Origin of the sequence: Pseudomonas sp. F(2018) (assembly GCF_005508865.1) — a bacterium.
In the GTDB taxonomy this organism is placed as follows: Bacteria; Pseudomonadota; Gammaproteobacteria; order Pseudomonadales; family Pseudomonadaceae; genus Aquipseudomonas.
In genome coordinates this window covers 704,711-729,317 of record NZ_SCOM01000002.1, presented here as the reverse complement: position 1 = coordinate 729,317, position 24,607 = coordinate 704,711, and the positions used below count along the sequence as shown (strand labels likewise).

General features: G+C 63.8%; 23 protein-coding genes. 12 read left to right on the top strand and 11 right to left on the bottom strand.

The window, feature by feature from the left end:
- The first annotated feature begins 251 nt into the window (after positions 1 to 251).
- The 10 genes from ccoN to hemN all read left to right on the top strand — a co-directional run bounded on the left by ccoN (position 252) and on the right by hemN (position 10,372).
- A complete protein-coding gene (gene ccoN / locus FFS62_RS11500; protein ID WP_137972950.1) occupies positions 252 to 1,694 on the top strand; it encodes a cytochrome-c oxidase, cbb3-type subunit I in 1,443 nt (480 codons plus the stop codon).
- Positions 1,694 to 2,311 (top strand): cytochrome-c oxidase, cbb3-type subunit II, encoded by a 618-nt coding sequence (gene ccoO / locus FFS62_RS11495; protein ID WP_137972949.1) that lies wholly within the window; start codon positions 1,694 to 1,696, stop codon positions 2,309 to 2,311. The genes ccoN and ccoO overlap by 1 nt, the downstream gene beginning before the upstream one ends.
- Positions 2,312 to 2,317: 6 nt before the next feature.
- Positions 2,318 to 2,503 (top strand): cbb3-type cytochrome c oxidase subunit 3, encoded by a 186-nt coding sequence (locus FFS62_RS11490; protein ID WP_137972948.1) that lies wholly within the window; start codon positions 2,318 to 2,320, stop codon positions 2,501 to 2,503.
- A complete protein-coding gene (ccoP, locus tag FFS62_RS11485; RefSeq protein WP_137972947.1) occupies positions 2,500 to 3,477 on the top strand; it encodes a cytochrome-c oxidase, cbb3-type subunit III in 978 nt (325 codons plus the stop codon). Before FFS62_RS11490 ends, ccoP begins: the two co-directional genes overlap by 4 nt.
- Positions 3,478 to 3,610: 133 nt before the next feature.
- Entirely contained in the window at positions 3,611 to 5,026 is a 1,416-nt protein-coding gene (ccoG, locus tag FFS62_RS11480) for a cytochrome c oxidase accessory protein CcoG (RefSeq protein ID WP_137972946.1), read from the top strand.
- Between the two features lie 14 nt (positions 5,027 to 5,040).
- Entirely contained in the window at positions 5,041 to 5,544 is a 504-nt protein-coding gene (locus FFS62_RS11475) for a FixH family protein (RefSeq protein ID WP_137972945.1), read from the top strand.
- 13 nt (positions 5,545 to 5,557) lie between these two features.
- Entirely contained in the window at positions 5,558 to 7,963 is a 2,406-nt protein-coding gene (locus FFS62_RS11470) for a heavy metal translocating P-type ATPase (protein ID WP_137972944.1), read from the top strand.
- 46 nt (positions 7,964 to 8,009) lie between these two features.
- Positions 8,010 to 8,216: a cbb3-type cytochrome oxidase assembly protein CcoS gene (gene ccoS, locus FFS62_RS11465; RefSeq protein WP_137972943.1), complete on the top strand. Its 207-nt coding sequence runs from the start codon at positions 8,010 to 8,012 to the stop codon at positions 8,214 to 8,216.
- The gene (locus tag FFS62_RS11460) at positions 8,209 to 8,892 is read left to right on the top strand and encodes a sulfite exporter TauE/SafE family protein (RefSeq protein WP_137972942.1); all 684 of its coding nucleotides are present in this window, start codon (positions 8,209 to 8,211) and stop codon (positions 8,890 to 8,892) included. Before ccoS ends, FFS62_RS11460 begins: the two co-directional genes overlap by 8 nt.
- A gap of 97 nt (positions 8,893 to 8,989) precedes the next feature.
- Positions 8,990 to 10,372, top strand: a complete 1,383-nt coding sequence (gene hemN / locus FFS62_RS11455; protein WP_137972941.1) for an oxygen-independent coproporphyrinogen III oxidase — start codon at positions 8,990 to 8,992, stop codon at positions 10,370 to 10,372.
- 102 nt (positions 10,373 to 10,474) lie between these two features.
- Here the strand turns inward: hemN and FFS62_RS11450 are convergent, their stop codons facing one another.
- Positions 10,475 to 10,936 carry a hypothetical protein gene (locus tag FFS62_RS11450; RefSeq protein WP_256662199.1) on the bottom strand — a complete coding sequence of 154 codons (462 nt, stop codon included), beginning with the start codon at positions 10,934 to 10,936 and terminating at the stop codon, positions 10,475 to 10,477.
- A 182-nt stretch (positions 10,937 to 11,118) separates the two neighbouring features.
- On the opposite strand from FFS62_RS11450, the gene fnr reads away from it, so the two are divergent.
- Positions 11,119 to 11,853: a fumarate/nitrate reduction transcriptional regulator Fnr gene (fnr, locus tag FFS62_RS11445; RefSeq protein ID WP_137972940.1), complete on the top strand. Its 735-nt coding sequence runs from the start codon at positions 11,119 to 11,121 to the stop codon at positions 11,851 to 11,853.
- 10 nt (positions 11,854 to 11,863) lie between these two features.
- Entirely contained in the window at positions 11,864 to 12,412 is a 549-nt protein-coding gene (locus tag FFS62_RS11440) for an adenine phosphoribosyltransferase (RefSeq protein WP_137972939.1), read from the top strand.
- Between the two features lie 53 nt (positions 12,413 to 12,465).
- On the opposite strand, the gene FFS62_RS11435 is transcribed toward FFS62_RS11440, so the two are convergent.
- The 10 genes from FFS62_RS11435 to FFS62_RS11390 all read right to left on the bottom strand — a co-directional run bounded on the left by FFS62_RS11435 (position 12,466) and on the right by FFS62_RS11390 (position 24,591).
- Positions 12,466 to 15,240 (bottom strand): HAD family hydrolase, encoded by a 2,775-nt coding sequence (locus tag FFS62_RS11435; protein ID WP_137972938.1) that lies wholly within the window; start codon positions 15,238 to 15,240, stop codon positions 12,466 to 12,468.
- Between the two features lie 36 nt (positions 15,241 to 15,276).
- Positions 15,277 to 15,576: a hypothetical protein gene (locus FFS62_RS11430; RefSeq protein WP_137972937.1), complete on the bottom strand. Its 300-nt coding sequence runs from the start codon at positions 15,574 to 15,576 to the stop codon at positions 15,277 to 15,279.
- Between the two features lie 54 nt (positions 15,577 to 15,630).
- Complete coding sequence (locus FFS62_RS11425; protein ID WP_218569285.1) at positions 15,631 to 17,754, bottom strand: hypothetical protein; 2,124 nt, start codon at positions 17,752 to 17,754, stop codon at positions 15,631 to 15,633.
- A gap of 535 nt (positions 17,755 to 18,289) precedes the next feature.
- The gene (locus tag FFS62_RS11420; protein ID WP_171016312.1) at positions 18,290 to 19,054 is read right to left on the bottom strand and encodes an alpha/beta fold hydrolase; all 765 of its coding nucleotides are present in this window, start codon (positions 19,052 to 19,054) and stop codon (positions 18,290 to 18,292) included.
- Between the two features lie 165 nt (positions 19,055 to 19,219).
- Positions 19,220 to 19,594, bottom strand: coding sequence for an iron chaperone (locus FFS62_RS11415; RefSeq protein ID WP_137972935.1), 375 nt, complete (start codon positions 19,592 to 19,594; stop codon positions 19,220 to 19,222).
- A gap of 104 nt (positions 19,595 to 19,698) precedes the next feature.
- Positions 19,699 to 20,283, bottom strand: a complete 585-nt coding sequence (locus FFS62_RS11410; RefSeq protein ID WP_137972934.1) for a DUF6151 family protein — start codon at positions 20,281 to 20,283, stop codon at positions 19,699 to 19,701.
- 108 nt (positions 20,284 to 20,391) lie between these two features.
- Entirely contained in the window at positions 20,392 to 21,462 is a 1,071-nt protein-coding gene (locus FFS62_RS11405; protein ID WP_137972933.1) for a GTP pyrophosphokinase family protein, read from the bottom strand.
- A 513-nt stretch (positions 21,463 to 21,975) separates the two neighbouring features.
- Positions 21,976 to 22,560, bottom strand: a complete 585-nt coding sequence (locus tag FFS62_RS11400; RefSeq protein ID WP_137972932.1) for a Swt1 family HEPN domain-containing protein — start codon at positions 22,558 to 22,560, stop codon at positions 21,976 to 21,978.
- Complete coding sequence (locus tag FFS62_RS11395) at positions 22,557 to 23,180, bottom strand: DUF5343 domain-containing protein (protein WP_137972931.1); 624 nt, start codon at positions 23,178 to 23,180, stop codon at positions 22,557 to 22,559. The genes FFS62_RS11400 and FFS62_RS11395 overlap by 4 nt, the downstream gene beginning before the upstream one ends.
- Positions 23,181 to 23,442: 262 nt before the next feature.
- Positions 23,443 to 24,591 (bottom strand): acyl-CoA dehydrogenase family protein, encoded by a 1,149-nt coding sequence (locus FFS62_RS11390; protein WP_137972930.1) that lies wholly within the window; start codon positions 24,589 to 24,591, stop codon positions 23,443 to 23,445.
- Positions 24,592 to 24,607 lie beyond the last annotated feature (16 nt).

Below are 24,607 nucleotides of genomic sequence, written 5' to 3'. Positions count from 1 at the left end.
GCCTGAGCTGGGCTAAGCTGCCCACAGTCGCATCCGGCGACACTTTCCGCCTTCCGTTGCTTTCGTCGCATCCAGCTCGATACCTCGCGGACGTCGAAAATGAGTCTCAACAAAGCCCTCGCGACAGCCTCGAAAGCCCAGCGGCAGCCCGATTTCAATGGGGTGCGGCGTTGCAATGGGTACCTCATTTCTCCATACTTGCCGCCGATTTTTTACCCCTAAGAAACTCCATTAACCGTGGTACCCCTAGCATGAGCACAGCAACAAGTCAGACTGCTTATAACTACAAGGTGGTCCGCCAGTTCGCCGTTATGACGGTAATCTGGGGGGTCATCGGGATGGGTCTCGGAGTGTTCATCGCCGCGCAACTCGTGTGGCCGGAACTCAATCTGAACCTGCCGTGGACCAGCTTCGGCCGTCTGCGCCCGCTGCACACCAACGCGGTGATCTTCGCGTTTGGCGGTTGCGCCCTGTTCGCCACGTCCTACTACGTGGTTCAGCGCACCTGCCAGGCCCGCCTGATCTCCGACAGTCTGGCCGCCTTCACCTTCTGGGGTTGGCAAGCCGTGATCGTGCTGGCCGTGATCACCCTGCCGCTGGGCTACACCTCCTCCAAGGAGTACGCCGAGCTGGAGTGGCCGATCGACATCCTCCTGGGTGTGGTCTGGATCACCTACTGCGCGGTGTTCTTCGGCACCATCATCAAGCGCAAGACCAAGCACATCTATGTGGGCAACTGGTTCTTCGGTGCCTTCATCCTGGTCACCGCCATGCTGCACATCGTCAACAGCATGGAAATGCCGGTCACCCTGTTCAAGTCCTACTCGGTCTACGCAGGCGCCACCGATGCGATGGTCCAGTGGTGGTACGGCCACAACGCCGTGGGCTTCTTCCTGACCACCGGCTTCCTGGGGATGATGTATTACTTCGTGCCCAAGCAGGCCGAGCGTCCGATCTACTCCTATCGCCTGTCCATCGTGCACTTCTGGGCGCTGATCACCCTGTACATCTGGGCCGGTCCGCACCACCTGCACTACACCGCCCTGCCGGACTGGGCCCAGTCCCTCGGCATGGCCATGTCCGTCATCCTCCTGGCTCCGAGCTGGGGCGGCATGATCAACGGCATGATGAGCCTGTCCGGCGCCTGGCATAAGCTGCGTTCCGACCCCATCCTGCGCTTCCTGGTCGTCTCCCTGGCCTTCTACGGCATGTCGACCTTCGAAGGCCCGATGATGGCGATCAAGACCGTCAACGCCCTGTCGCACTACACCGACTGGACCATCGGCCATGTACACGCCGGCGCCCTCGGCTGGGTAGCGATGATCTCCATCGGCTCGCTGTACCACCTGATCCCGAAAGTGTTCGGTCGCGAGCAGATGCACAGCATCGCCCTGATCAACGCGCACTTCTGGCTCGCCACCATCGGTACCGTGCTGTACATCGCCTCCATGTGGGTCAACGGCATCACCCAGGGCCTGATGTGGCGTGCGGTCCACGAAGACGGCACCCTCATGTACTCCTTCGTCGAAGCCCTGGAAGCCAGCCACCATGGCTTCATGGTTCGCGCTCTCGGCGGTGCCTTCTTCGTTACCGGCATGCTGCTGATGGCCTACAACACCTGGCGTACCGTGCGTGCCGCTGACAAGAGCAAGTACGACGAAGCCGCCCTGATCCCTGCTGAGGTTGCGCACTGATGGCCGGTAGCAAACACGAGATATTCGAGAAGAACATCGGCCTGCTGGCCATCGGCATGGTCCTGGCCGTGAGCATCGGTGGTCTGACCCAGATCGTTCCGCTGTTCTTCCAGGACGTCACCAACACCCCGGTGGAAGGCATGAAGCCGCGCACCGCCCTAGAGCTGGAAGGCCGCGACATCTATATCCGCGAAGGCTGCGTCGGCTGCCACTCGCAGATGATCCGTCCGTTCCGCGCCGAGACCGAGCGCTACGGCCACTACTCCGTGGCCGGCGAAAGCGTCTGGGACCACCCGTTCCTGTGGGGCTCCAAGCGTACCGGTCCGGACCTGGCCCGCGTCGGCGGCCGCTACTCCGATGACTGGCACCGTGCGCACCTGTACAACCCGCGCAACGTGGTACCGGAATCGAAGATGCCGGCCTATCCGTGGCTGGTCGAGAACAAGCTCGACGGCAAGGACACCGCCGCCAAGATGGAAGCCCTGCGCGCCCTCGGCGTGCCCTACACCGACGAAGACATCGCCGGTGCTCGCGAAGCCGTCAAAGGCAAGACCGAGATGGACGCCATGGTGGCCTTCCTGCAAGGCCTGGGCACTTCTATCAAGAACAAACGGTAACGCGTGATGGATATCGGGATGATTCGCGGCATCGGCACAGCAGTGGTCTTCATCGCCTTCATCGGCGTGGTGCTCTGGGCCTACAGCAGCAGACGCAAGAGCAGCTTCGACGAAGCGGCCAACCTGCCCTTCGCCGACGACGTCCCGGCCAAAAAGCGTGACGAGCAAGATTCTGGGAGCAATAAAGAATGACTTTGTTCTGGAGTATTTACGTCAGCGTACTGAGCCTCGGCACCATCGTGGCTCTTACTGCGCTGATCTTCGGTATTCGCAAGGGCCAACGCCCCGAGACCACCGAAGACACTGTCGGCCATGCCTTCGACGGTATTGAGGAGTTCGATAACCCGCTGCCGAAGTGGTGGTTCATGCTGTTCATCGGCACCATCATCTTCGCCCTCGGCTACCTGGTCCTGTACCCGGGCCTGGGCAACTGGAAAGGCGTGCTGCCGGGCTACAACGAAGCCGGCGACGGCAAGCCCTTCGCCAACGGCGAAGCTGGCTGGACCGGCGTGCACCAGTGGGAAAAGGAAATGGTCCGCGCTGACAAGGAGTACGCGCCGATCTACGCCAAGTTCGCCGGTCTGCCGATCGAGGAAGTGGCCAAGGACGAACAAGCCCTGAAAATGGGTGGCCGTCTGTTCGCCTCCAACTGCTCCGTGTGCCACGGCTCCGATGCCAAGGGCGCCTACGGCTTCCCCAACCTGACCGACAACGAGTGGCGTTGGGGCGGCAAGCCGGAAGACATCAAGCAGACCATCATCGGTGGCCGCCACGGCCAGATGCCGGCCCAGGCGCCGACCATCGGCGAGGAAGGCGTGCGCAACGTCGCCGCCTACGTGCTCACCGAACTGGGCGGCCGCAAGCTGCCGGAAGGTGTCACCGCCGACGTCGCCGCCGGCAAGCAGGTATTCGAGAGCGTCTGCTTCGCCTGCCACACCAAGGAAGGCACCGGCACCCCGAGCATGGGCGCACCGAACCTGACCAACCCGAGCGCCTTCATCTACGGCAGCAGCTACGCCCAGCTGCAGCAGACCATCCGTTACGGCCGCAGCGGCAACATGCCTGCTCAGCTGCCGTACGTGGGTAGCGAAGACAAGGTGCACCTGCTGGCCGCCTACGTGTACAGCCTGTCGCACGGCAAGGCCGACGTAGCAGTCGAGAAGTAAGCGTCACCCGCCCGGGACGCGACCGCCGGTCGCACCCGGGCATCGCTCGATCAGGCGTACCATAGTGCCGTGAAATCCTGACTCCTTCGGCAAGTATCGGCGGAGCACTCACCCAAGCCGTGGTACGCAACTGATGAGCGAACAGATTCCCGTCCGAAACATCACCCCTCCCCCGACCAAGGGCGGCGAAACCGTCGACCTCTACGCCAGCCGCGAAAAGATCTACACCCGCGCCTTCACCGGCCTGTTCCGCAACCTGCGTCTGAGCGGCGGAGCCTTTCTCTTCCTGCTCTACTTCGGCACCGTCTGGCTGAACTGGAACGACCGCCAGGCCGTCTGGTGGAACCTGCCGGAACGCAAATTCTTCATCTTCGGCGCCACCTTCTGGCCCCAGGACTTCATCCTGCTGTCGGCGCTGCTGATCATCGCCGCCTTCGGCCTGTTCTTCATCACCGTGTTCGCCGGCCGCGTCTGGTGTGGCTACACCTGCCCGCAGAGCGTGTGGACCTGGATCTTCATGTGGTGCGAGAAGATCACCGAAGGCGACCGCAACCAGCGCATGAAGCTGGACAAGCAGCCGATGAGCGCCGAGAAATTCGCGCGCAAGGCGGCCAAGCACAGCCTGTGGATCCTCATCGGCCTGGTCACCGGTCTGACCTTCGTCGGCTACTTCTCGCCGATCCGCGAGCTGATCCCCAACCTGCTCACTGGCGCCGCCGATGGCTGGGCCTACTTCTGGGTCGGCTTCTTCACCCTGGCCACCTATGGCAACGCCGGCTGGCTGCGCGAGCAGGTGTGCATCTACATGTGCCCCTACGCGCGCTTCCAGAGCGTGATGTTCGACCAGGACACCCTGATCGTCTCCTACGACCCGCGCCGCGGCGAACACCGTGGCCCGCGCAAGAAAAATGCCGACTACAAGGCCGAGGGCCTGGGCGACTGCATCGACTGCACCATGTGTGTCCAGGTCTGCCCGACCGGTATCGACATCCGTGACGGCCTGCAGGTCGAATGCATCGGCTGCGCCGCGTGCATCGACGCCTGCGACAGCATCATGGACAAGATGGGCTACCCCAAGGGCCTGATCAGCTACACAACCGAACACAATCTATCCGGGCAGAAGACCCAACTGCTGCGCCCGCGCCTGATAGGCTACGCCGTCGTGCTGCTGGCCATGATGAGCCTGTTCGCCTGGGCCATCGCCAGCCGCTCGCTGGTGGAGGTGGACGTGCTCAAGGACCGCGTGCTGTTCCGCGAGAACGAACAGGGCCACATCGAGAACGTCTACACCGTGAAGCTGATGAACAAGGCCCAGCGCGACCTGACCTACCTGATCTCCGTCGAAGGCATCGACGGTCTCACGTACGAAGGCCGCAGCGAGATCAAGGCCGCCGCCGGCGAGGTGCTGTCGATTCCGGTGGAGCTGTCCATCGAGCCGGAGAAGCTGCCCTCCAGCGCCAATGAAATTCTGTTCAAGGTCCAGGCCTTGGAAGATCCAACCATCCACAGCGACGCCGACAGCCGATTCATCGGCCCCAGCGTGCGCTGAACACAGGTCACTCCATGTCGTCGCCACAAACTCCGGTCAACCCCTGGTACAAAGAGCCCTGGGTCTGGTTCATCCTCGGCATCCTCGGCATGGCCGTGGTGCTGGGCACCAGCATGCTGGTGATCGCCACCAAGAACCCGCCGGGCCTGCTGTCGGACAACTATTACGACGTTGGCAAGGGCATCAACACCTCGCTGGAGCGCGAGGAGCTGGCCCAGCGCCTGAAGCTCAAGGCCGCCCTCACCCTGGACAACGAGCGCGGCAGCGTCAGCCTGCAGCTGCAGGGCTACAGCAACCCGCCGCAGCTGGTGCTCAACCTGATCTCGCCGACCCAGCCGGAGCGCGACCGCCGCGTGGTGCTGCAGGCCCAGCCCGACGGCAGCTACGCCGGCAACCTGCTGGACGCCGTCGAGGGCCGCCGCTTCATCGAGCTGATCGGCCAGGAAGGCGGCAAGGACTGGCGTCTGTTCGAGGAAGAGAAGCTGGTCAGCGGCCAGCGCGTCCAGCTCGGCGAGTGATGTCCCGACCCGCATGAGCAGCCCCCTTCCCTGCTACCACTGCGGCCTGCCGGTTCCCCCCGGCAGCCGCTTCGAGGCCCGCGTCCTGGATCAGCCGCGGGCCTTCTGCTGCCCGGGCTGCCAGGCCGTGGCCGAGGCCATCGTCGCCGGCGGGCTGGACAACTACTACCGCCACCGCAGCGACAGCGCGGTCAACCCGCAGAGCCTGCCCAAAGCCCTGCCCGATGAGTTGGCGCTGTACGACCGCGACGAGGTGCAGCAAGGCTTCGTCCAGCACCAGGGCGAACTCAGCGAGACCAGCCTGCTGATCGAAGGCATCAGCTGCGCCGCCTGCGGCTGGCTGATCGAGAAGCACCTGCGCGGCCTGCAGGGCGTGGCCGAGGCCAACCTCAACCTGTCCAACCAGCGCCTGCAGGTGCGCTGGGCCGACAGTCAGGTGCCGCTCAGCCAACTGCTCGCCGAGCTGCGCCGCATCGGCTACGCCGGCCACCCCTGGCAGGCGGACGAGGCCAGCGAACGCCTGGCCGCCGAGAACCGCAAGGCCATGCGCCAGATCGGCATCGCCGGCCTGCTTTGGATGCAGGTGATGATGGCGGCCATGGCCACCTGGCCGGAGTTCAACGTCGACCTCTCGCCGGAGCTGGACAAGATCCTGCGCTGGACCAGCCTGTTCCTCACCACGCCCATCGTCTTCTACTGCTGCGGCCAGTTCTTCCGCGGCGCCCTGCGTGACCTGCGCACCCGCCACCTGACCATGGACGTGTCGGTGTCGCTGGCCATCGGCGGCGCCTACCTGGCCGGCATCTGGTCCACCGTCACCGGGGTCGGCGAGCTGTATTTCGACGCGGTGGGCATGTTCGCCCTGTTCCTGCTCGCCGGCCGCTATCTGGAACGACGCGCCCGCGAACGCACGGCGGCGGCCACCGCGCAGCTGGTCAGCCTGCTGCCACCCTCCTGCCTGCGCCTGGACGACAGCGGGCAGAGCCAACGCATCCTGTTGCGCGAACTGGCCATCGGCGACCGCGTACTGGTGCCGCCCGGCGCCCAGCTGCCGGCGGACGGACGCATCGTCAGCGGCCAGTCCAGCGTCGACGAGTCCCTGCTCACGGGCGAATACCTGCCGCTGGCCCGCAGCGAAGGCGATGCCGTCACCGCCGGCACGCTGAATGTCGAAGGCCCGCTGACCGTGCAGGTCGAGGCGCTGGGCAGCGACACCCGACTGTCCGCCATTGTCCGCCTGCTCGAGCGCGCCCAGGCCGACAAGCCGCCGATGGCCGAGATGGCCGACCGCGTGGCCCAGTGGTTCCTGCTCATCGTGCTCGGCCTGGCCGCCGTGGTCGGCCTGATCTGGTGGCAGATCGACAGCGAACGGGCGTTCTGGATCGTGCTGTCGCTGCTGGTCGCCACCTGCCCCTGCGCCCTGTCGCTGGCCACCCCGACCGCGCTGACCACCGCCACCGGCAGCCTGCACAAGCTCGGCCTGCTGCTGACCCGCGGCCATGTGCTGGAAGGCCTGAAGCAGATCGACACGGTGATCTTCGACAAGACCGGCACCCTCAGCGAGGGTCGCCTGACCCTGGAGCGCATCGAGACCCTGCGCGAGCTGGACGCCGACGCCTGCCTGGCCCTGGCCGCCACCCTCGAACACGGCTCCGAACACCCCATCGCCCGCGCCTTCGGCCACAGCAACCATGGCGCCGAGCAACTGGCCAGCGCACCCGGCCAGGGCCTGCAGGGCGTATTCGACGGCCGCCGCCTGCGTATCGGCCAGCCGGCCTACGTGGCCGCCCTGGCTGGCCGCGCGGCGCCGAACATTCCCGGCGAACACGGCCAGTGGCTGCTGCTCGGCGATGAACGCGGCCCGCTGGCCTGGTTCGTCCTCGGCGACCGCCTGCGCGAGGACGCTCCCGAGCTGCTCGCCGCCTGCCGCGCCCAGGGCTGGCAGATCATCCTGTTGTCCGGCGACAGCTCACCGATGGTCGGCGAAGTGGCGCGCCAGCTGGGCATCGACGATGCCCGTGGCGGCCTCACCCCGGACGCCAAGCTGGCGGTGCTCGAGGACCTGCACGCCCAAGGCCGCCGCGTGCTGATGCTGGGCGACGGGGTCAACGACGTGCCGGTGCTGGCCGGCGCCGACATCAGCGTGGCCATGGGCAGCGCCACTGACCTGGCCAAGACCAGCGCCGACGCGGTGCTGCTGTCCAACCGCCTCGGCAGCCTGGTGCAGGCCTTCGCCCTGGCCCGCCGCACGCGGCGCATCATCATCGAGAACCTGGCCTGGGCGACTCTGTACAATGGCCTGGTGCTGCCGTTCGCCGCCCTCGGCTGGGTCACTCCGCTATGGGCCGCGCTCGGCATGTCGGCCAGTTCGCTGCTGGTGGTGCTCAATGCCCTGCGCCTGGCCCGCGTGAAACCCTGATATCGGTCGCCGCGTCCTGCGCCTCGCCCGTGAACCCGGAGCTCCCATGTCCGCCATCTACATCCTGATTCCGATTGCCGTGGTCCTGGTCGGCTTCGCCATCTGGCTGTTCGTCTGGGCGGTGGATAACGGTCAGTACGACGACCTGGACAGCCCCGCCCACAGCATTCTGTTCGACGACGAAGACCCGCAGCACAAGGCCGCCATCGCCGAGGCCGACAAGGCTGACGACAAGGACGAGCCACGTGCCTGAGCTGGCGCCGCTGCTGGTTTCCGCGCTGATTCTCGGCCTGCTCGGCGGCGGCCACTGCCTGGGCATGTGCGGCGGCCTGATGGGTGCGCTGACCCTGGCCATTCCACCGGAACAGCGCGCCCGCCGCTTCCGCCTGCTGCTGGCCTACAACCTCGGCCGCATCCTCAGCTACGCCACGGCCGGCCTGCTGATCGGCCTGGCCGGCTGGGCCGTGGCCAGCAGCCCGGCGGCCATGGTGCTGCGGGTGATCGCCGGCCTGCTGCTGATCGCCATGGGCCTGTACCTGGCCGGCTGGTGGAGCGGTCTGACGCGCATCGAGGCCGTCGGCCGTCACCTCTGGCGCCACCTGCAACCCATCGCCAGCCGCCTGATGCCGGTCAGCAGCCTGCCACGTGCGCTGCTGCTCGGCGCCATCTGGGGCTGGCTGCCCTGCGGCCTGGTCTACAGCACCCTGCTGTGGGCCTCCAGCCAGGGTTCGCCGGCGGACAGCGCGCTGCTGATGCTGGCCTTCGGCCTGGGCACCATGCCGGTGCTGCTGGCCACCGGCATGGCCGCCGAGCGCCTGACCGCCCTGCTGCGCCGGCGTGGCGTGCGCATGGCCGGCGGCCTGCTGGTGATCCTGTTCGGCCTGTGGACCCTACCCGGCCCGCACCAGCACTGGCTGATGGGACACTGAGCAAGCGCGGCGCTAACATGCGGCAGCCTGACCCAGGTCAAGAAGCGCCACCACGCAATCCCTAGACTGGTCACATCGCCAATCCAGGGATATCTCCATGCTCGACGCCATCCGCTGGGACGCCGACCTGATCCGCCGCCACGACCGGCCAGGCCCGCGCTACACCTCCTACCCCACCGCCGTGCAGTTCCACGGCGAGGTCGGCTCCTTCGACCTGCTGCACGCCCTGCGCGACAGCCGCAAGGCGCGTCGGCCGCTGTCGCTCTACGTGCACGTGCCGTTCTGCGCCAACATCTGCTACTACTGCGCCTGCACCAAGGTGATTACCAAGGATCGCGGCCGCGCCCTGCCATACCTGGAGCGCCTGGAGCAGGAGATCGAACTGATCTCGCGGCATCTGGACCAGCGCCAGGTGGTCGAGCAGCTGCACTTCGGCGGCGGCACCCCGACCTTCCTCAGCCACGACGAGCTGCGCCGGCTGATGGAGCACATCCGCAAGCACTTCACCCTGCTGGACGACGACAGCGGCGACTACGGCATCGAGATCGACCCGCGCGAGGCGGATTGGTCGACCATGGGCCTGCTGCGCGAGCTGGGCTTCAACCGCGTCAGCCTCGGCGTACAGGACCTCGACCCGGACGTGCAGCGCGCCATCAACCGCCTGCAGACCCTGGAGCAGACCCGCGCCATCATCGATGCGGCGCACGCCCTGCAATTCCGCTCGGTGAACATCGACCTGATCTACGGCCTGCCGCGGCAGACCCCGGAGAGCTTCGCCCGCACCGTGGCCGAAGTGATCGCCCTGCAGCCGGACCGGCTCTCGGTATTCAACTACGCGCACCTGCCGGAGCGCTTCATGCCGCAGAGAAGAATCCAGGAGAACGAGCTGCCCAGTCCGGCGGACAAGCTGGCCATGCTGCAGGGCAGCATAGAGCAGCTCACCGCGGCCGGTTACCGCTATATCGGCATGGACCACTTCGCCCTGCCCGACGACGAGCTGGCCATGGCCCAGGAAGACGGTACCCTGCAGCGCAACTTCCAGGGCTATACCACCCACGGCCACTGCGACCTGATTGGCCTGGGTGTATCCGCCATCAGCCAGGTCGGCGACCTGTACAGCCAGAACAGCAGCGACCTGGCCAACTACCAGCAGAGCCTGGGCAATAGCCAGCTGGCTACTCAGCGCGGCCTGCACTGCAACGAAGACGATCGCATCCGCCGCGCCGTGATCCAGGCGCTGATCTGTCAGTTCCAGCTGAGCTTTCGCGACATCGAGGAGCGCTTCGCCATCGATTTTCGCAGCTACTTCTCGGCTATCTGGCCGCAGCTGCAGCAGCTGGCCCGCGACGGCCTGATCGAACTGGGCGAGCACGGCATCGACGTGCGCCCGGCCGGGCGCCTGCTGGTACGTTCGCTGTGCATGCTGTTCGACCACTATCTGGAGCAGCAGAACCAGCAGCGTTTCTCGCGGGTGATTTGAAATCCGCCCTGACAGTTCGCGCCAGCCGGGTAGCCCGGATGCAATCCGGGGGAACCAGCTCCGCAGCCCCGGATCTCATCCGGGCTACATGTTCGCGGGAAGTCAGGCCATCGCCAGGCTGGCCGCCTTCATCCGCTGGTCGTCGCTCAGGCGCTTGTCCTTGAGCGCGTCCACCAGGCTGGCCTGGGCGGTGCTGAGTGCGCCCTGCAGCGAGGCCAGTTCGCCGCGCAACATGTCCAGGCGCATCTGCTTGGCTTCCGGGTCCATCTCCGAATCGGCCATCAGTGCCTGCAGCTCGGCCTGCTTCTCGGCGATCTGCTGGCGAAGGGCGCGGATCAGCTTGAGGATTTCCTTGATATTGTCCGGCAGGTCGGCCTCGTCGATATCGTCGTTCTGCGCGGTGGCGCGGGCCTTGCCCAGTTCGGACAAGGTCACCCGCAGGCCGTCGCGCATTTCTTCCTCGCTGGCCTCCTCGCTTGCCACCTCGCCGTCAGCCCGCGCCGCCTGGCGCTGCACGCCGAGCGCCAGGCGCTCGACCAGGCCGTTCATGTCTACCCTGAGCATGGAGTTCCCCTCGACGCACTCTTCCACCGGGCTATCGGGAGGCGACGAAAAAACTTGAGCAAGCGGTCAGCCATGTTTCACCATCGAGCCTATTGCCCCACCGACCTTGGTCGGCCTGGCCCGCGCGTGGCCCCATGGGTTAACCTTTGTCTTTGTGTGTGATCTCCAGTCAGGGAACTCCGATGTCAGAAACCATCAAGGTACACAGCCCCCACCAGGCCCACTGCAAGGACTGCAGCCTGGCCGCGCTGTGCCTGCCGCTGTCGCTGAACCTGGAGGACATGGACTCCCTGGACCGCATCGTCAAACGCGGGCGGCCGCTGAAGAAAGGTGAATTCCTGTTCCGCCAGGGCGATACCTTCGATTCGGTGTTCGCCGTACGCGCAGGCGCCCTGAAGACCTTCACCCTGAGTGACTCGGGCGAGGAGCAGATCACCGGCTTCCACCTGCCCAGCGAGCTGGTCGGCCTGTCCGGCGTGGATACCGAGGTCTACCCGGTGTCGGCCCAGGCCCTGGAAACCACCTCGGTGTGCGAGATCCCCTTCGAGCGTCTGGACGAGCTGTCCGTGCAACTGCCGCAGCTGCGCCGCCAGCTGATGCGGGTGATGAGCCGCGAGATTCGCGACGACCAGCAGATGATGCTGCTGCTCTCCAAGAAGACCGCCGACGAGCGCATCGCCACCTTCCTGGTCAATCTGTCCGCGCGCTTCCGCGCCCGTGGCTTCTCGGCCAACCAGTTCCGCCTGGCCATGTCGCGCAACGAGGTGGGCAACTACCTGGGCCTGGCCGTGGAGACCGTGTCGCGGGTGTTCACCCGTTTCCAGCAGAACGGCCTGATCAACGCCGAAGGCAAGGAAGTGCAGATTCTCGACCCCATCGAGCTGTGCGCCCTGGCCGGCGGCAATATGCCGGACTGAGGAGCGCGCGATGATCTTCGACGAATTCGCCATCAAATCGCTGATCCGCCCGGTGCCGGACTTCCCCAAGCCCGGCGTGGTGTTCCGCGACATCACCCCGCTGTTCCAGTCGCCGCGCGCCCTGCGCATGGTGGTGGACAGCTTCATCCAGCGCTATGTCGAGAGCGAGTTCAGCCATATCGCCGCGATGGACGCGCGCGGCTTCCTGTTCGGCTCGATCATGGCCTACGAGCTGAACAAGCCGCTGATCCTGTTCCGCAAGCAGGGCAAGCTGCCGGCCGAGGTGCTCGCCGAGAGCTACCAGACCGAGTACGGCGAGGCCCTGCTGGAGGTGCACGCCGACAGCCTGTGCGAAGGCGATCGGGTGCTGATCTTCGATGACCTGATCGCCACCGGCGGCACCCTGCTGGCCGCCGCACGCCTGGTCAAGCGCCTCGGCGCCCAGGTTTACGAGGCCGCGGCGATCATCGACCTGCCCGAGCTGGGTGGCTCGCGCAAACTGCAGGACATGGGCATTCCCACCTTCACCCTGACCGCCTTCGAGCTCGGCGAACGTTGAGAGGCGCCACCCGCCCTGCGCAACGTAGGGCGGGGAAACCCTCGATACCCGCGTCAGTGCACATTGATGCGCAACGCCACCCCGCCCACCACCTTGCCATGCTCCCGCTGCACCAGATCGACGATAAAGCTGGCGCCGCGCTTGGCCTGCGTCGGCACCGTCACACGCAGGCCGATCTGCTGCGCCTGCAGCGGCGCCAGGCGCACCGGCAGGCGCGCAGTCGCCCCCTGAGCGAAAGGCAATTCCAGCGCCCCGGAAAAGCTCTCCGCCACCCGCGCCGGCTGTGCACTGGTCAGTAGCTCCAGGCGGTCGGCACTGGCCAGCGGCTGGCAGGCGGCGCAGTCCAGGTGTGCGCTCTTGTCCGGCGCCAGCATTAGCGCCGAGGGCAGCACCACAGCGCCGGCGCGCAACTTGGGCGGTACGCTGCCTTTATCCAGCAGCAGGCTGGCCTGCAGATCATCCAGCCCCTTGGGCCGCCGCAGCTCGAACTCCACGGTGCGCGCCAGGCGTGCGCGCAGGCTCACCGCCAGCACCGGCAGCACTATCCAGGCGTTGGGCTTGAGGTCGACCACGCTGAGGTTCTTCTGCGCCAGGTTGTTCTGCTGCCACACATGGCGGCCGGCCTGGGGATGATCGAAGCGGGTGAACAGCGCCGCCAGCAGGCACGGATGGCTGCCAGGCGCCGGTACCGCGCTGCGCGGCAGGCGCGCCTTGAGGATGCGCGACTCGCCCGGGCCCAGCTCGAAGTCCGCCGCCGCCGTGATGGCCGGCAGGAAGTCGGCCGGGTAGACGAACTGGCTGCCGGCGTACTGCTTGACGTTGAAGCTAAGCAGGAAGTGCCGCGCACTGGCCGTGCTGCTGCGATTGCGCACCCGCGCGTGGATCCAGTTGTCCTGGCCGTACTCCAGGTTCTGGTGCTGCAAGCCATCGTCGTCGCGGTTGCGCACCCACAGGTCCGGCGAATCCCAGAAGCGCCCTGCCCAGTCGTCCGCACCGGGATCGCCGGTATCGTCGCGCAGCCACAGATCGGGCTGCGGCGACGGATCGCCCAGGCCATAGACGAAGCGCTGGAAGGCATCCACGCAACTCGGGTTGCCACCACGGGCCAGGAGGAAGCACTCCAGTTCCTCGGTCTTCACCGGGCGCGGATGGCGCGCCAGGTAGAAGTCCTTCATCAGCGCGTTCAGCGGCGCCACACCGAGCAGCGCGGCCATGCCCTTCCAGAAACGCTCGCCGGAGCCGTAGGACGAACCATGGGTGACGCGCACCCAGGGGTTGCGCGAGCACAGGGCCAGCGGCGCATCGGCGAAGTTGAACGGCAGCGAGCCCGCCGCGCCGTTGTCGTGGTAGGTGGTCCAGGCCTCGTCGAACCAGGCATCGGGCTGGCTGGCCGGTTTCAGCCCGCGCGCCCACCAGCTATGGAAGGTCTCGTGGCGCAGCGCGCCGGTGCCGGTGGTGGTGCCGCCCTCGTACTCCATGCCGCCCTGGTGGATGAAGGCGGTGAAGCGGTTGCCGTGGATGTAGCGGCCCGAGCTGTTCTCGTTGTCGGCCAGGAAGCCGGCGATGGCGCTGGCCTGGGTCGCCAGGTTGGCGGCGTTGCTGGTCAGCTTCCAAGTGGTGATGGCCACATTGGTTCCCGACACCGGCAGCACGGTGTTCAGCACATGGCTCTGCAGGCTGTCGGCGGCACGCAGCTCCAGCAGCTGCGACAACGCGGTGAAACGCGCCGGGAAGTCGACGCGCCAATGGTTGCTGCCCAGCACGTTGACGCTGCCGTTGCTGATCGGCGTGTGCGCCACGGCCGTGCCGGTCAGGCGCAGCTCCAGGCTCAGCTCGAACTGGTCGAAGACCAGGTTGGCCGGCACGAAGGCCTCCAGGTAACGGCCGGCGCCCAGGTCGGTGAAACCGAAGTTGAAGGCCAGACGCGGCCCGGCGCTCCAGGCGATCTGCGGCTGGTAGGAGCCGGCCGTCGAGGCCTGCGGAATGCCCACCGAATAGGTCAGGCGCAGGCTGTGCTCGCTGCCCGCCTCCAGGCTGCGCGCCAGCACCCGCAGGTTGGCGTGGCTGCCGCCGCCGAAGTCGTGGTGCGCCACGTCGGCCGGCGGTACGACGGCGCCATCCAGCCACACCTCGGTGACGGTCTGGCGCAGGTCGAAGATCGGACAACCGGCATGGCGGCCGAGGCGGAATACCAGGGTGGCGTCACCGCTGACCTGCTGGCTGGCGGCGTCGAACAGCAGGCTGGCGTCAATGCTGCGGATGTCGATGGGCACCGCCCACAGGCCGTCGACCAGCTTCGGCGGTGGCGCCAGGTCCAGCGTGGTTCCGGCCAGATCGGCCAGGGCCGGCAGCTGCGCCAGCAGGCCACTCAGGCCCACCGCACACTCGCCGTCCGCGCCCACGCAGGCGCCGCCATTGCGCTTGAGGATGCCGCGCCAGCCATAACCGCGCGCCGCCTGCACATGAGCCAGCTCCTCGCTGACGAAGATCGCCCGCGCGCTGGCCGCAGCGTGCCCCGCCTTGCTCAGGGCCAGGTCGAAGATCGGCTGGTTGGGCTTGCCGACATTGCCCGGCACTTCGCTGGAAATGGTCAACAGCGCCGCCTCGATGTAACGCGACAGATGCAGGCCATCGAGAATCGCCTGCACCGTGGCCAGCGTGGTGCCGGCGGCCTGATTGGACAGCAGGCCCAGGCGGTAGCCACGGTTCTTCAGTATCTGCAGGCAGTCCAGGGTATCGGCGTAGCGCAGGCGCACGCCGCCCGGGCCGATGTAGGTCAGAGTGTCGCCCAGGTCGAAGAAGACCGTGGCGGGAAAGACGCCAGACATGTTCGTCCTCCTGACGGAGGTCGGGCGTCTCGCGCGCTAACTACTGCGCTTGTAGCTGAAGCTACAGCCCGACGGGTCCGTGAAAGTCAGTGTGCCGTCGATGAGGCTGTAGGCGTAGGTCACCACTTCGTCGTTGGCGGTGGACAGCGCCACCTGCCCCGCCGCCGGCACCTGCCAGCGGCCCTGGTCCCACCAGGTGAAGCCGCCAGCCGGCTCGGTGCTGCCAAAGTACAGGCCACCGTCCTCGAAGCGCAGGTGTGCGGCATAGCCGGCGGCACAGGGCGCCTGTTCGGACATGCGCCAGGTGCCCGGCAATCTGGGATCGATATCTGCCATCAGACTCTCCTTTGCAGGCGAGATGCGGGGCCGAGGCCCCGCATCCGTTACGCCCTACTTGGCAGTGGCCAGGCGGGCAGGCTTGGGCTTGGCCCGGCTGATTTTCGGCAGGCTACCGCCGGCATCGCTGAGCAGCCGGTCGAGCTTGCCCTGCTCGGAGTTGCTCATCACCGTGTTGTCGTCCAGCAACGCAGTGGCCGCCTTGACGTCGGGCTTGCGCTTCATGAAGCGCGCGGCCAGGCGCTTGGTCTCGATGGCCGCGAAGTGCGGCTTGAGCACCGGCGAAGCCAGCGCGGCCTGGATGGCATCGATGCCGTCGCTCAGGTGATCGCCACCGAACACCAGCACCAGGTGCGCATCCGGCGTGGACAGTACCTTGTGCGCGGCCTGGGCGTGGCGCTCGTCCACCGCGGCGGTGACCATTACCGAGGTAGTGCCGGAGGCATGCGCGACCATACCCTCGACGTCCCAGTGCACATCCACCCGCACCTCATGAATGCCCGACACGCCGAACAGCGCGCCCTCGGCGCCGCGCATCAGGGTCATCGATTCCTCGATGCGCTCGCCCGGCTGCAGCACGCGGAACGGTGAGTCTTCGATGCAGTGGATGATGGTGCGGAAGGTGCGCTGATTGCCGGACGGGTCGGTCACGCTGCCGCTGACGTGCTCGCTCTTCAGGCTCAGGCTGGCCGGCACCTGGATCGGCTGTTCGCCACGGTTGACCAGCGCCACGCCGATGCGCACCGGCGCGCCCAGGGGCAGCTCGCCGAGCAGCGCATTGACCTCCAGTTGCAAGCCCAGCACTTCCGCTTCCAGATCGGTCGGGGTGATCGGCGGCGTGGCATTGGAGGCACTGCCGAAGGCCACCGAGCCGGGGCGGATGAACGGGTCCGGGTAGTGGCGCAGCTGCTTGAGGTTGTCCGGATGGAACGACCACTGGATGTTGCTGGGGAACGGCGTGCCGGGCGTGGCGCCAGCGGCGATCACGTCGCTGGTACACATGAAGCCGAAGTCCGCCGAGTTGTGGTAAAGGCCCAGGGCGTGCCCCAGTTCATGCACCGCCGTGCGGAAATACGGCGCCGCAGCGGTGCCGAAGCGCTGTCCGCTGACCGTGCCCCAACCGGGGTCGATGATCCAGTGCGAGGAGATGCCGACCCCTTCGCGCGGCACGTTGTTGGAGTCGGTGCCGCCGTTGTCGTACATGATCCCGCGCGGCGTGGAGTCGATGTTCTTGACCGCGAGGATGTGATAGCGCCACTCGGTGTCCAGGTTCACCACCGAGCGTCGCGCCAGCATGGCCGCGTGCATCTCGCCGTTGGACCAGGAATTGCCGCTGGGCTCCAGCACGTTGGTGTCGCTGAGGCTCACGCTGGTCTGGAAGCCCACCGCGTCCATCACCGTCGCCCAGGTGTGGCCGACGCCACTGTCGGTCGGCCGTTCCGAGCCGTTGACCGTGTCGATCTCGATGGTGCAGCGGCGGAAGTAGGTGGACAGCCAGCCCATGGTCAGGCGCCCGACCACCGCACCGGCGGCGTTCTTCACATCGCCCTCGGCGTAGTCGGACGGCGACGGATAGCCGGCCGGCGCGGTGATCCGCACCATCTGCGCGGTCAGCGTGCTCTCCAGCGCCCAGGTGTTCGGCGCGGTGAAGCGGTACAGCTGGAAGCCCAGGCTGAAGCTGTTGCCCAGGTAGAAGTACTCCGGCAGCGAGGTGACGCGCACGTAGTAGCGGTAGTTGTTGCGCGCCAGGATCGGGATGCCCGAGGCCGGATTGGGCCCGGCCAGCAGGATCGGCTTGAGCGACAGGTTGGTCGGCGCCGTCTTGGTCTGCAGGGTGGGGAACGGCACGGGGATGGGGATCGGCAGGAAGATCACCGGGCGCTGATAGAGATCGCCGCTGGCCGTACGGCCATCGCTGTGCGACTCGACCCGCAGAGTCCCGTCGTACGACACCAGCGAGGCGCCGCTGGGCTTGTAGTTGAGCAACCAACAACCGGCACGCACGCTGCGGAACTGCGGAATGATGATTCCGCCCGGCCCGGGCAGCGCGGCGATATTGGGGTTGATGGCGACATTGCTGAGGGTGGCGGCACTGGCAGCGACCGGGGCGTCTTCCTGGCCGGGCGGCAGCAGATCTGGCAGAGGCGGAAATTGCGAATTTTCAGGCAGGCGGGACATTGCTGAACACTCCTATTCAACAAGGGGCGTACCCTGCCCGTAGAACAACCTGAATCACTGCGCGAGCTACTGCACTGGTATGGCACGTCACCCTTGGAGAGATCCATGTGGGGTTGACTCGTGCGCACAGCGCAGCGCACGACGCAGGGATTATGGAACTGTTATTCCGAACGCACAGTGCCGCCCATCCGCCGGAGCGGGTCGCAAGACGAGCGGATAAAAGTGGCATCGGGCCATTGGCGGCGTTCGCTCACAATCGACGCATGAAGCCTAAAGATGCCCTCCAGACAGATAACGCTGCGCTTGGCCGCCGCCTGATCGGAGAGTCAGAATCTGCGCTGACCAAAGCGTGCGCCGCGAGCGACTTAGGCTGTAAGCCATTCGCCATGCAGCTCTCGCCGGCCCCGAACTGCTCTGCACGCTTGGAGCGAAATCGGCTACTGCGCTATCGAGCGCGGCGTCTTTGCTGCAGTATTTGCCGCTCGCACTCCATCGCTCAGCGACTTGGCTGCACTGCGCGGTATCGCGTGATCAGTCATCTCGTGCCCTGGAGGCTGTTCAGCATCTCGACAATCGTCGCCACCACCAGCTCCGGCTCGCTGAACTGGGGAAAGTGGCCACTGCGCAGCGCCATCACCTGTCGGCCCAGCGGCGAGAGCTTGGCCAGCGCAGCCTGATGCTCCGCTCGCAACGCCAGGGCCTGCTCGGCGGTGGCCCAGGCCATCGCCGGCTTGCCGCCGCTGATAACGGTCAGCGGCACCGCCGGAAAATCGGGCGCCGCCTGCAGCTCGGCCACGGAGCGCTCCAGCTGCTGGGTTTCCGCCAGTGGATTGGGCGGTGACAGCTTAGCGAGCAGCGCCGCCAGCAAGCGCTGTAGCCGGGTGTCGTGCTGGTGCAGCAGAAGCACGTCGTCCGGCGTCGATGCCTCGATAAATACCACCCCGGCCGTCTCCTGCGGGTGCAGCCGAGCGAACAGGTTGACGATCAGCCCACCGAGGGAATGCCCCACCAGCACATAGGGCGGCTGCAGCCCGGCCGCCCGCAGGGTCTGCCGCAGCGAATCGACCATCTGCGCGGCCGACTGGGCCACCTGCGGCTTGGCGCTGCCGCCGATGCCGGGACGGTTGTAGGCGAACACCCTGGCCACTGCCGAGAGCGGCTCGAACACCTTGTGCCAGCCCTCGATCGGCCCGCCGGAGCCATTGACCAGCACCACCGTCGCCGGCCCGCTGCCGGCCAGCACGTACTCGATGCTTTCAGCGCCGATCCGCGCTTTCTGTTTGGGAGGAAATCGATACATGAAGCGAACCTTGAATGATTGGGCGCCAGCGACAGCGTCGTACCTGCCCTTCCCGCCCCTGCGCTGCATATGGCAGCAGGTGCTCGAACATGTGCGCGGGATGCGCGTGAGCCACAAATCGCAATCCATGTGCAAACAGGCAGCCAGCGCTGGTCGCAGTTCAAGCTACCAAAAGGCTTCATCCTCGCGCGCTCGAACAGCCCGCAAACAGTACTCGGCCAGCTGGCGCACCAGCGCCTCCGGCACGGGCTCGCCATAGGGAATCTGCAAGTAGTTCTTGGTCGTCCTATGCCCCTGCAGCTCCTGCCGAAACGCCTCCAGCGCCGCCTGGGTGGGCGCGAAGTTGCAATGCGCCTTGTGCGCGGAGAAAGAGAACAGAAAACGCGGCTCCACGAAGAACGGAGCGCCCCACTTGATCGCCTCCTGCGCCTCCGGCGCGACGCTCTTGAGAATCCCGTAGAGCGTGCGCAGATGCGGCCGGCTCTCGGCAGGCGCCGCCTCGATGTATTCGGCGATAGTGGCTGGAGGCTTGCCTGTCATCTCGATCTGACCTCACCGCGAATATGCGTTTGGGCGGGTTTGGCGCTGGGCTGGCCGAATGGAAAGGCACATCTCAGCCATTCATTGACCAGGTCGAACAACGCTCACGCATCGACTTTCAAACTGGCCAGCTCTTCAGGCTTCAAGACTTTGGGAACGACCCGCGGCAGGCCCGAAGCATCGAACAAGGGCGACTTCCGGTAACCCCCACCGATACGGTTTGTGACCACGATCCAGATAAATCGAGCGATAACGCCGACAAGTCCGCGCTGCTTGGGCTGCGGATCGCCCAGCGCGGTGTCGGTATTCAGCACCGCAATCTCGGCACCAAAATCCCTATCCATACGCTCCCGGTCCAGGCAGGCGTGAACCAGGCCGATAAAGGACACCTTGGAATCGGCCATGGTATTGCCGATAGGCGTCGAGCAACACGACGTGTACCAGCGAAGCATGCCCTTGTCGCTGAGCCGCACTGCCGACAAAAGCTCTTCGCCCTGCAGGAAGCGCAGGTGCTGCTGCGCTATCTGGACTATCTCGGTTCCACCCTGCTTATCCAGCACAGCAGAGGGATTGCCAAGAAAACGCGCAAAGGCACGGCAATCGGTGCAATGGCAGATAAGGCGATTGTGAGTGTTATTGCTTTCAAGCTGGCCTTTAACGGCGCCACACCTGCATTGAATCGGATGCATTGTTGTCACCCATCCTTGGAGAAATCGGCTCATGGAGCCGTAGCGGTTGGTTAAGGGGCCGGCTCTTGCCGTCTACAAGTGAGCGAAGCGAACGATTTGAACCAGTTATTAGCCGTTATCTGCCAGCCAAGCTTCGAAAGTTTCTGTGGATTGACTGGTTAGTAGCTTTGCGAATATCTCTTTATTGCCCAAATACAGGCAGTGCCTGATTATCGTGTACGGGTTGAGCTTATCGTTTGGATATGCCCCCTCAAAGAATTCTTTGTACTTCTTTACTTTTGATATGTTCTCGCGCAGGTAAAAGTTGAATTTGCCACGACTTATATCTGGTTTTAGCGAAACTATTTCTTCTGTGAAGCCGTCAACCTTATGGGCTTCAAATTCGAATCCGTTGAAGAAGTGATTTGCAATCTTCAAAAAACTGAATGCATTTAAGGGGGAGAGCTTGAATCTTGGAGGCGCTTCTCCTGCTTCAATTTGATCAGATTCCTTAGTGATTTGCTCCTGGGGAATGTCTTCTGCCTTTATACTTTCCTCAGTGGCATTTCGAATTTCTCGAAACTCTCGGTCAGCAACCTCAAACAGAGCGGCTAATGAGTTGATTCTTCGCTTAAGGCTGATTGGTATGGATTTTTTGTACTTGATCTTATGATCCAAGACACTCCATGAGTCTTGAATTATGGTGCGAACCTGGACCTCAAAACCGAGATCAATAAACTGCGAGTACTCAGGTAGCTCTTTTCGCTTCTGGTTTAGCTTTAAATCTAAGTGCAAGCCTTTGTAGCCGAATGAATTCTCAGTGTTTTCAATTTGCGCAATTTTATCTGTAATATCTATAACTTCGAAGTGGGCACACAGAAGATCTTTAATTTTGTCTATGTCATCTTCATATAGACAAACTACGCGCACGCCAATTAAATCAGTAATGTGATCTAGAATTCGATATTTTTGGGCATTTGTTTCTAGGTCTGTTCTATATTTTCTGTTGAATTTTTTAATGCACTCATCTCTGTCCTTTACGCGTCCTTCTATCTTCGAAATAGCTATATCGCTTGAGCTTCTGATTAGAGAGTTAACCAAGGTTATGAAGGAATTCTTTGCTCCTTCCAGCAGTCCATGATTGCCATTGTAGTAATCACGGAAATCTTGTTTTTCAACCTCAAAATCTAGAGACGGCATGCACTCTCCTTGGTCGGCTAACGATTAAACTAACGGGCGTCCAAAAGCGCAGCTTCTGGACGCCCAGTGAACGGAGTGAGCGGCAGCTGAGCGCATTGTTAGCGGACAACTCACTGCTTGGTGTCTATATCAACGCCGCATAGCGGGCAGTATTTGATTTTCTTGGGGAGCGAAACAAAATGGCCGCTACTCATAAGCGTTGACCCAATATTTCCCTTACACGATGAGCATTTTGTTGAGAACTTGATTGCCAGCATTGCCGCGAAGCCTATGAAGAACCCTGCAAAAGACCAGATCGAGGGCTCTTGGTTTTGGTTGAGCTGGTATTGAGTTAAGCCGGCACTGACTAGCATGCCGCCAAAGACGGAGATATTTGAAAGCCTTATTCGGTTGTTGATGACACTCCGGATTGTCAATGTAACCTCCTTTGGCCGCTAACGTTTGAGTTAAGCCGCGCCGAAGGCGTCGGTTTGAATGATTGGTTAGGCTGAGCTTTGGCCGAGCCCAGGAGACTCACTCCATGAGCCTGAACCAGTCACGCACACTAAGTCGAAGGCGGACAACCTCGTCTTCAGAAAGCGGGCAGCAATGAGCGATCGGCCCCCGAAGTGTGTTGAGTCTTGACATTACGCTTTCAACGGCACGTGGGCTCTTGAAAACGCCGCCAAACAAGTCCCAGTTCGATTTGATTAGCTCTCCGAGCTCTCCGAAGTTGGTGAAGTCGATCGGTTCTTGCGATCTGGGAGTAACGCCAGCGTCGATTTCCTTCCTCATCCTTGCCTGAGCATCGTTGCGAATCTTTTCCTGAACACGAGTTCCCGTCCACCAAGTTCCAGGAGATGCAGCCTCTAAAGTTTCAGAGACAAACGCTCTTATCGTTCGCTCAAGTGAGTAGAAGACCTCGTAATGATCACCCATGCGCGCTGCCTCTTGGCGCAACTCTCGCTCGAGCTGAGGGTAGTAGTCTTGATCCTTGCTCAACGTTCGTTGGTGATCGCGACCTAAGTCGATTGAATGCTCTCGTTCGACGCGATCCAGGTCGTTCTCCAATAGCTGATTGCTGATAGCGAAGAGCTTTATCTTCTGCTCAAGGTTCATTTGAGTAAATGCTCTTTGAGGCTTCGAAAGATCGCATCGAAGACGGCTACGTCGGAAGTAGCCGGAAGGTTAAGATTGATGGTGTATGAGAGGCCGATCTTGGAGGTTCCGGCTCTCGTGGCTGGTTCATCATGACGTTCAGTGTTCGCTTCTCTCACGGACGCATCTGCTGAATCTTCTGGCAAGTCTTCGTCGTCAAACGACGCGAACGCACGCACAGCCTTGAATGACCCAAGGATGGCTTTCACGGTACTCGAGGTCGGCTCCGACCCAGTCACTTGAACTACAACTCCCTTGAGGTCTTTCTCGGTTGCGTCGTGGATGTACTCGTTGACTTCATATAGTGGACGAAAGCCGACCCTAAGCGCTGCCGCAGCCGCTCGGCCGCGCTCGGAAGTGTTTCGGAACTTCTTATAAAGATCAGTCGGCACGCCGTCTGACCCGAGGAATCCCAGGCGTTTCAAGAACGGAATGACAGGCCTCGCGGACCCGCCGGCTAGATCCAATTTAGTTGCGAGAAAATCCTGGGTGAATCTAGGTGGAGTAGCAGCCGCTTGAATTCGCTCAAGCGCCTTCGTCACGTTGCCGTACGCTTGAACGAACGGAATGCTTTCACTCATGACCTTCTCCCCTGTTAGCGTCGTAAATGATGTGGCGCCTAACTATAAGTAGACGACACAACTGGCGTAATATTTTCCGCCACATGTGTCGCATAACATTCCTTGTCGCTCCGCAAGTCGATGTTTTTCCTGAGGTCATGCCAAACAGAAGCGGCAGGAAGGAAAAGCAAACACGACATGGCTACGGCAAAGCCTTGCGCCTCAATCGAGGCGCTTCGGGCGAGGCTACTAATTGGCCATCACACTGTCCAGAAGGCGCAGTTCAAAGCCCCATCTGCTTGCTGATGATCTCGTTCATGACCTCGCGCGAACCGCCGCCGATGGAGAGGATGCGGTTGTCGCGGTATAGGCGCTCCACCAGGCTTTCGCGCATGTAGCCCATGCCGCCGAGGATCTGCACGGCGTCGTAGGTGATGCGGTCGGCCACGTCGGTGGCGAAGTTCTTGGCCATGGAGATTTCCTTGATCACGCTCTTGCCAGCGGCCATCTTGGCGGCCTGGCGGTAGGTGAACTCGCGGGAGACTTCCAGCTGGGTGGCCATCTCGGCCAGGCGGTGCTTGAGCACCTGGAACTTGCCGATCGGCTTGCCGAAGGCCTCGCGCTCGCGGGCCCAGGCCATGGCTTCCTCCAATGCCATCTGCGAGGTCATGTTGGCCATCAGTGCCAGGCTCAGGCGCTCGCTCTGGAAGTTGGCCATGATGCAGGCGAAGCCCATGTTCTCCACGCCGATCAGGTTCTCCACCGGCACCTTGCAGTCGTCGAAGAACAGCTCGGCGGTGTCCGAGGCCCACCAGCCCATCTTCTTCAGCGAGCGGCCGACGGTGAAGCCGGGCGTGCCCTTCTCGATCAGCAGCAGGCTGACGCCGCCGAAACCCTCACCGCCGGTACGCACGGCCACGGTGCAGTAGTCGGCGCGCACACCGCTGGTGATGAAGGTCTTGCTGCCGGTGACGCGATAGAAGTCGCCATCACGCACGGCGCGGGTCTTGAGGTTGGCCACGTCGGAGCCGCCGGAGGGCTCGGTCACCGCCAGGGCCATGATCTTCTCGCCGGCCAGCACTTCGGGCACCACGCGCTCGCGCAGCGCCGGCTTGGCCCACTTGACCACCGGCGGCAGGCCGATATCCAGCGAACCGAGGCCGGCGACCAGGCCGCCGGAGCCGGAGCGCATCAGCTCTTCGCTGGCCGCGACCTTGGCGAACAGGTCACCCTCATGGCTGCCGCCGTACTGTTCCGGGTAGCCGATACCGAGAATGCCGGCGGCGCCGGCCTTGCGGTACAGCTCGCGGGGGAATTCCTCGGCCTCCTCCCAGTCCGCCACATGGGGCAGGACTTCGCGCTCGATGAAGCGGCGCACCGAATCGCGGACCAGCTGATGGGATTGGTCGAAGTATTCCTGGAAGGCGGACATGGGGGTGGCTCCCGAT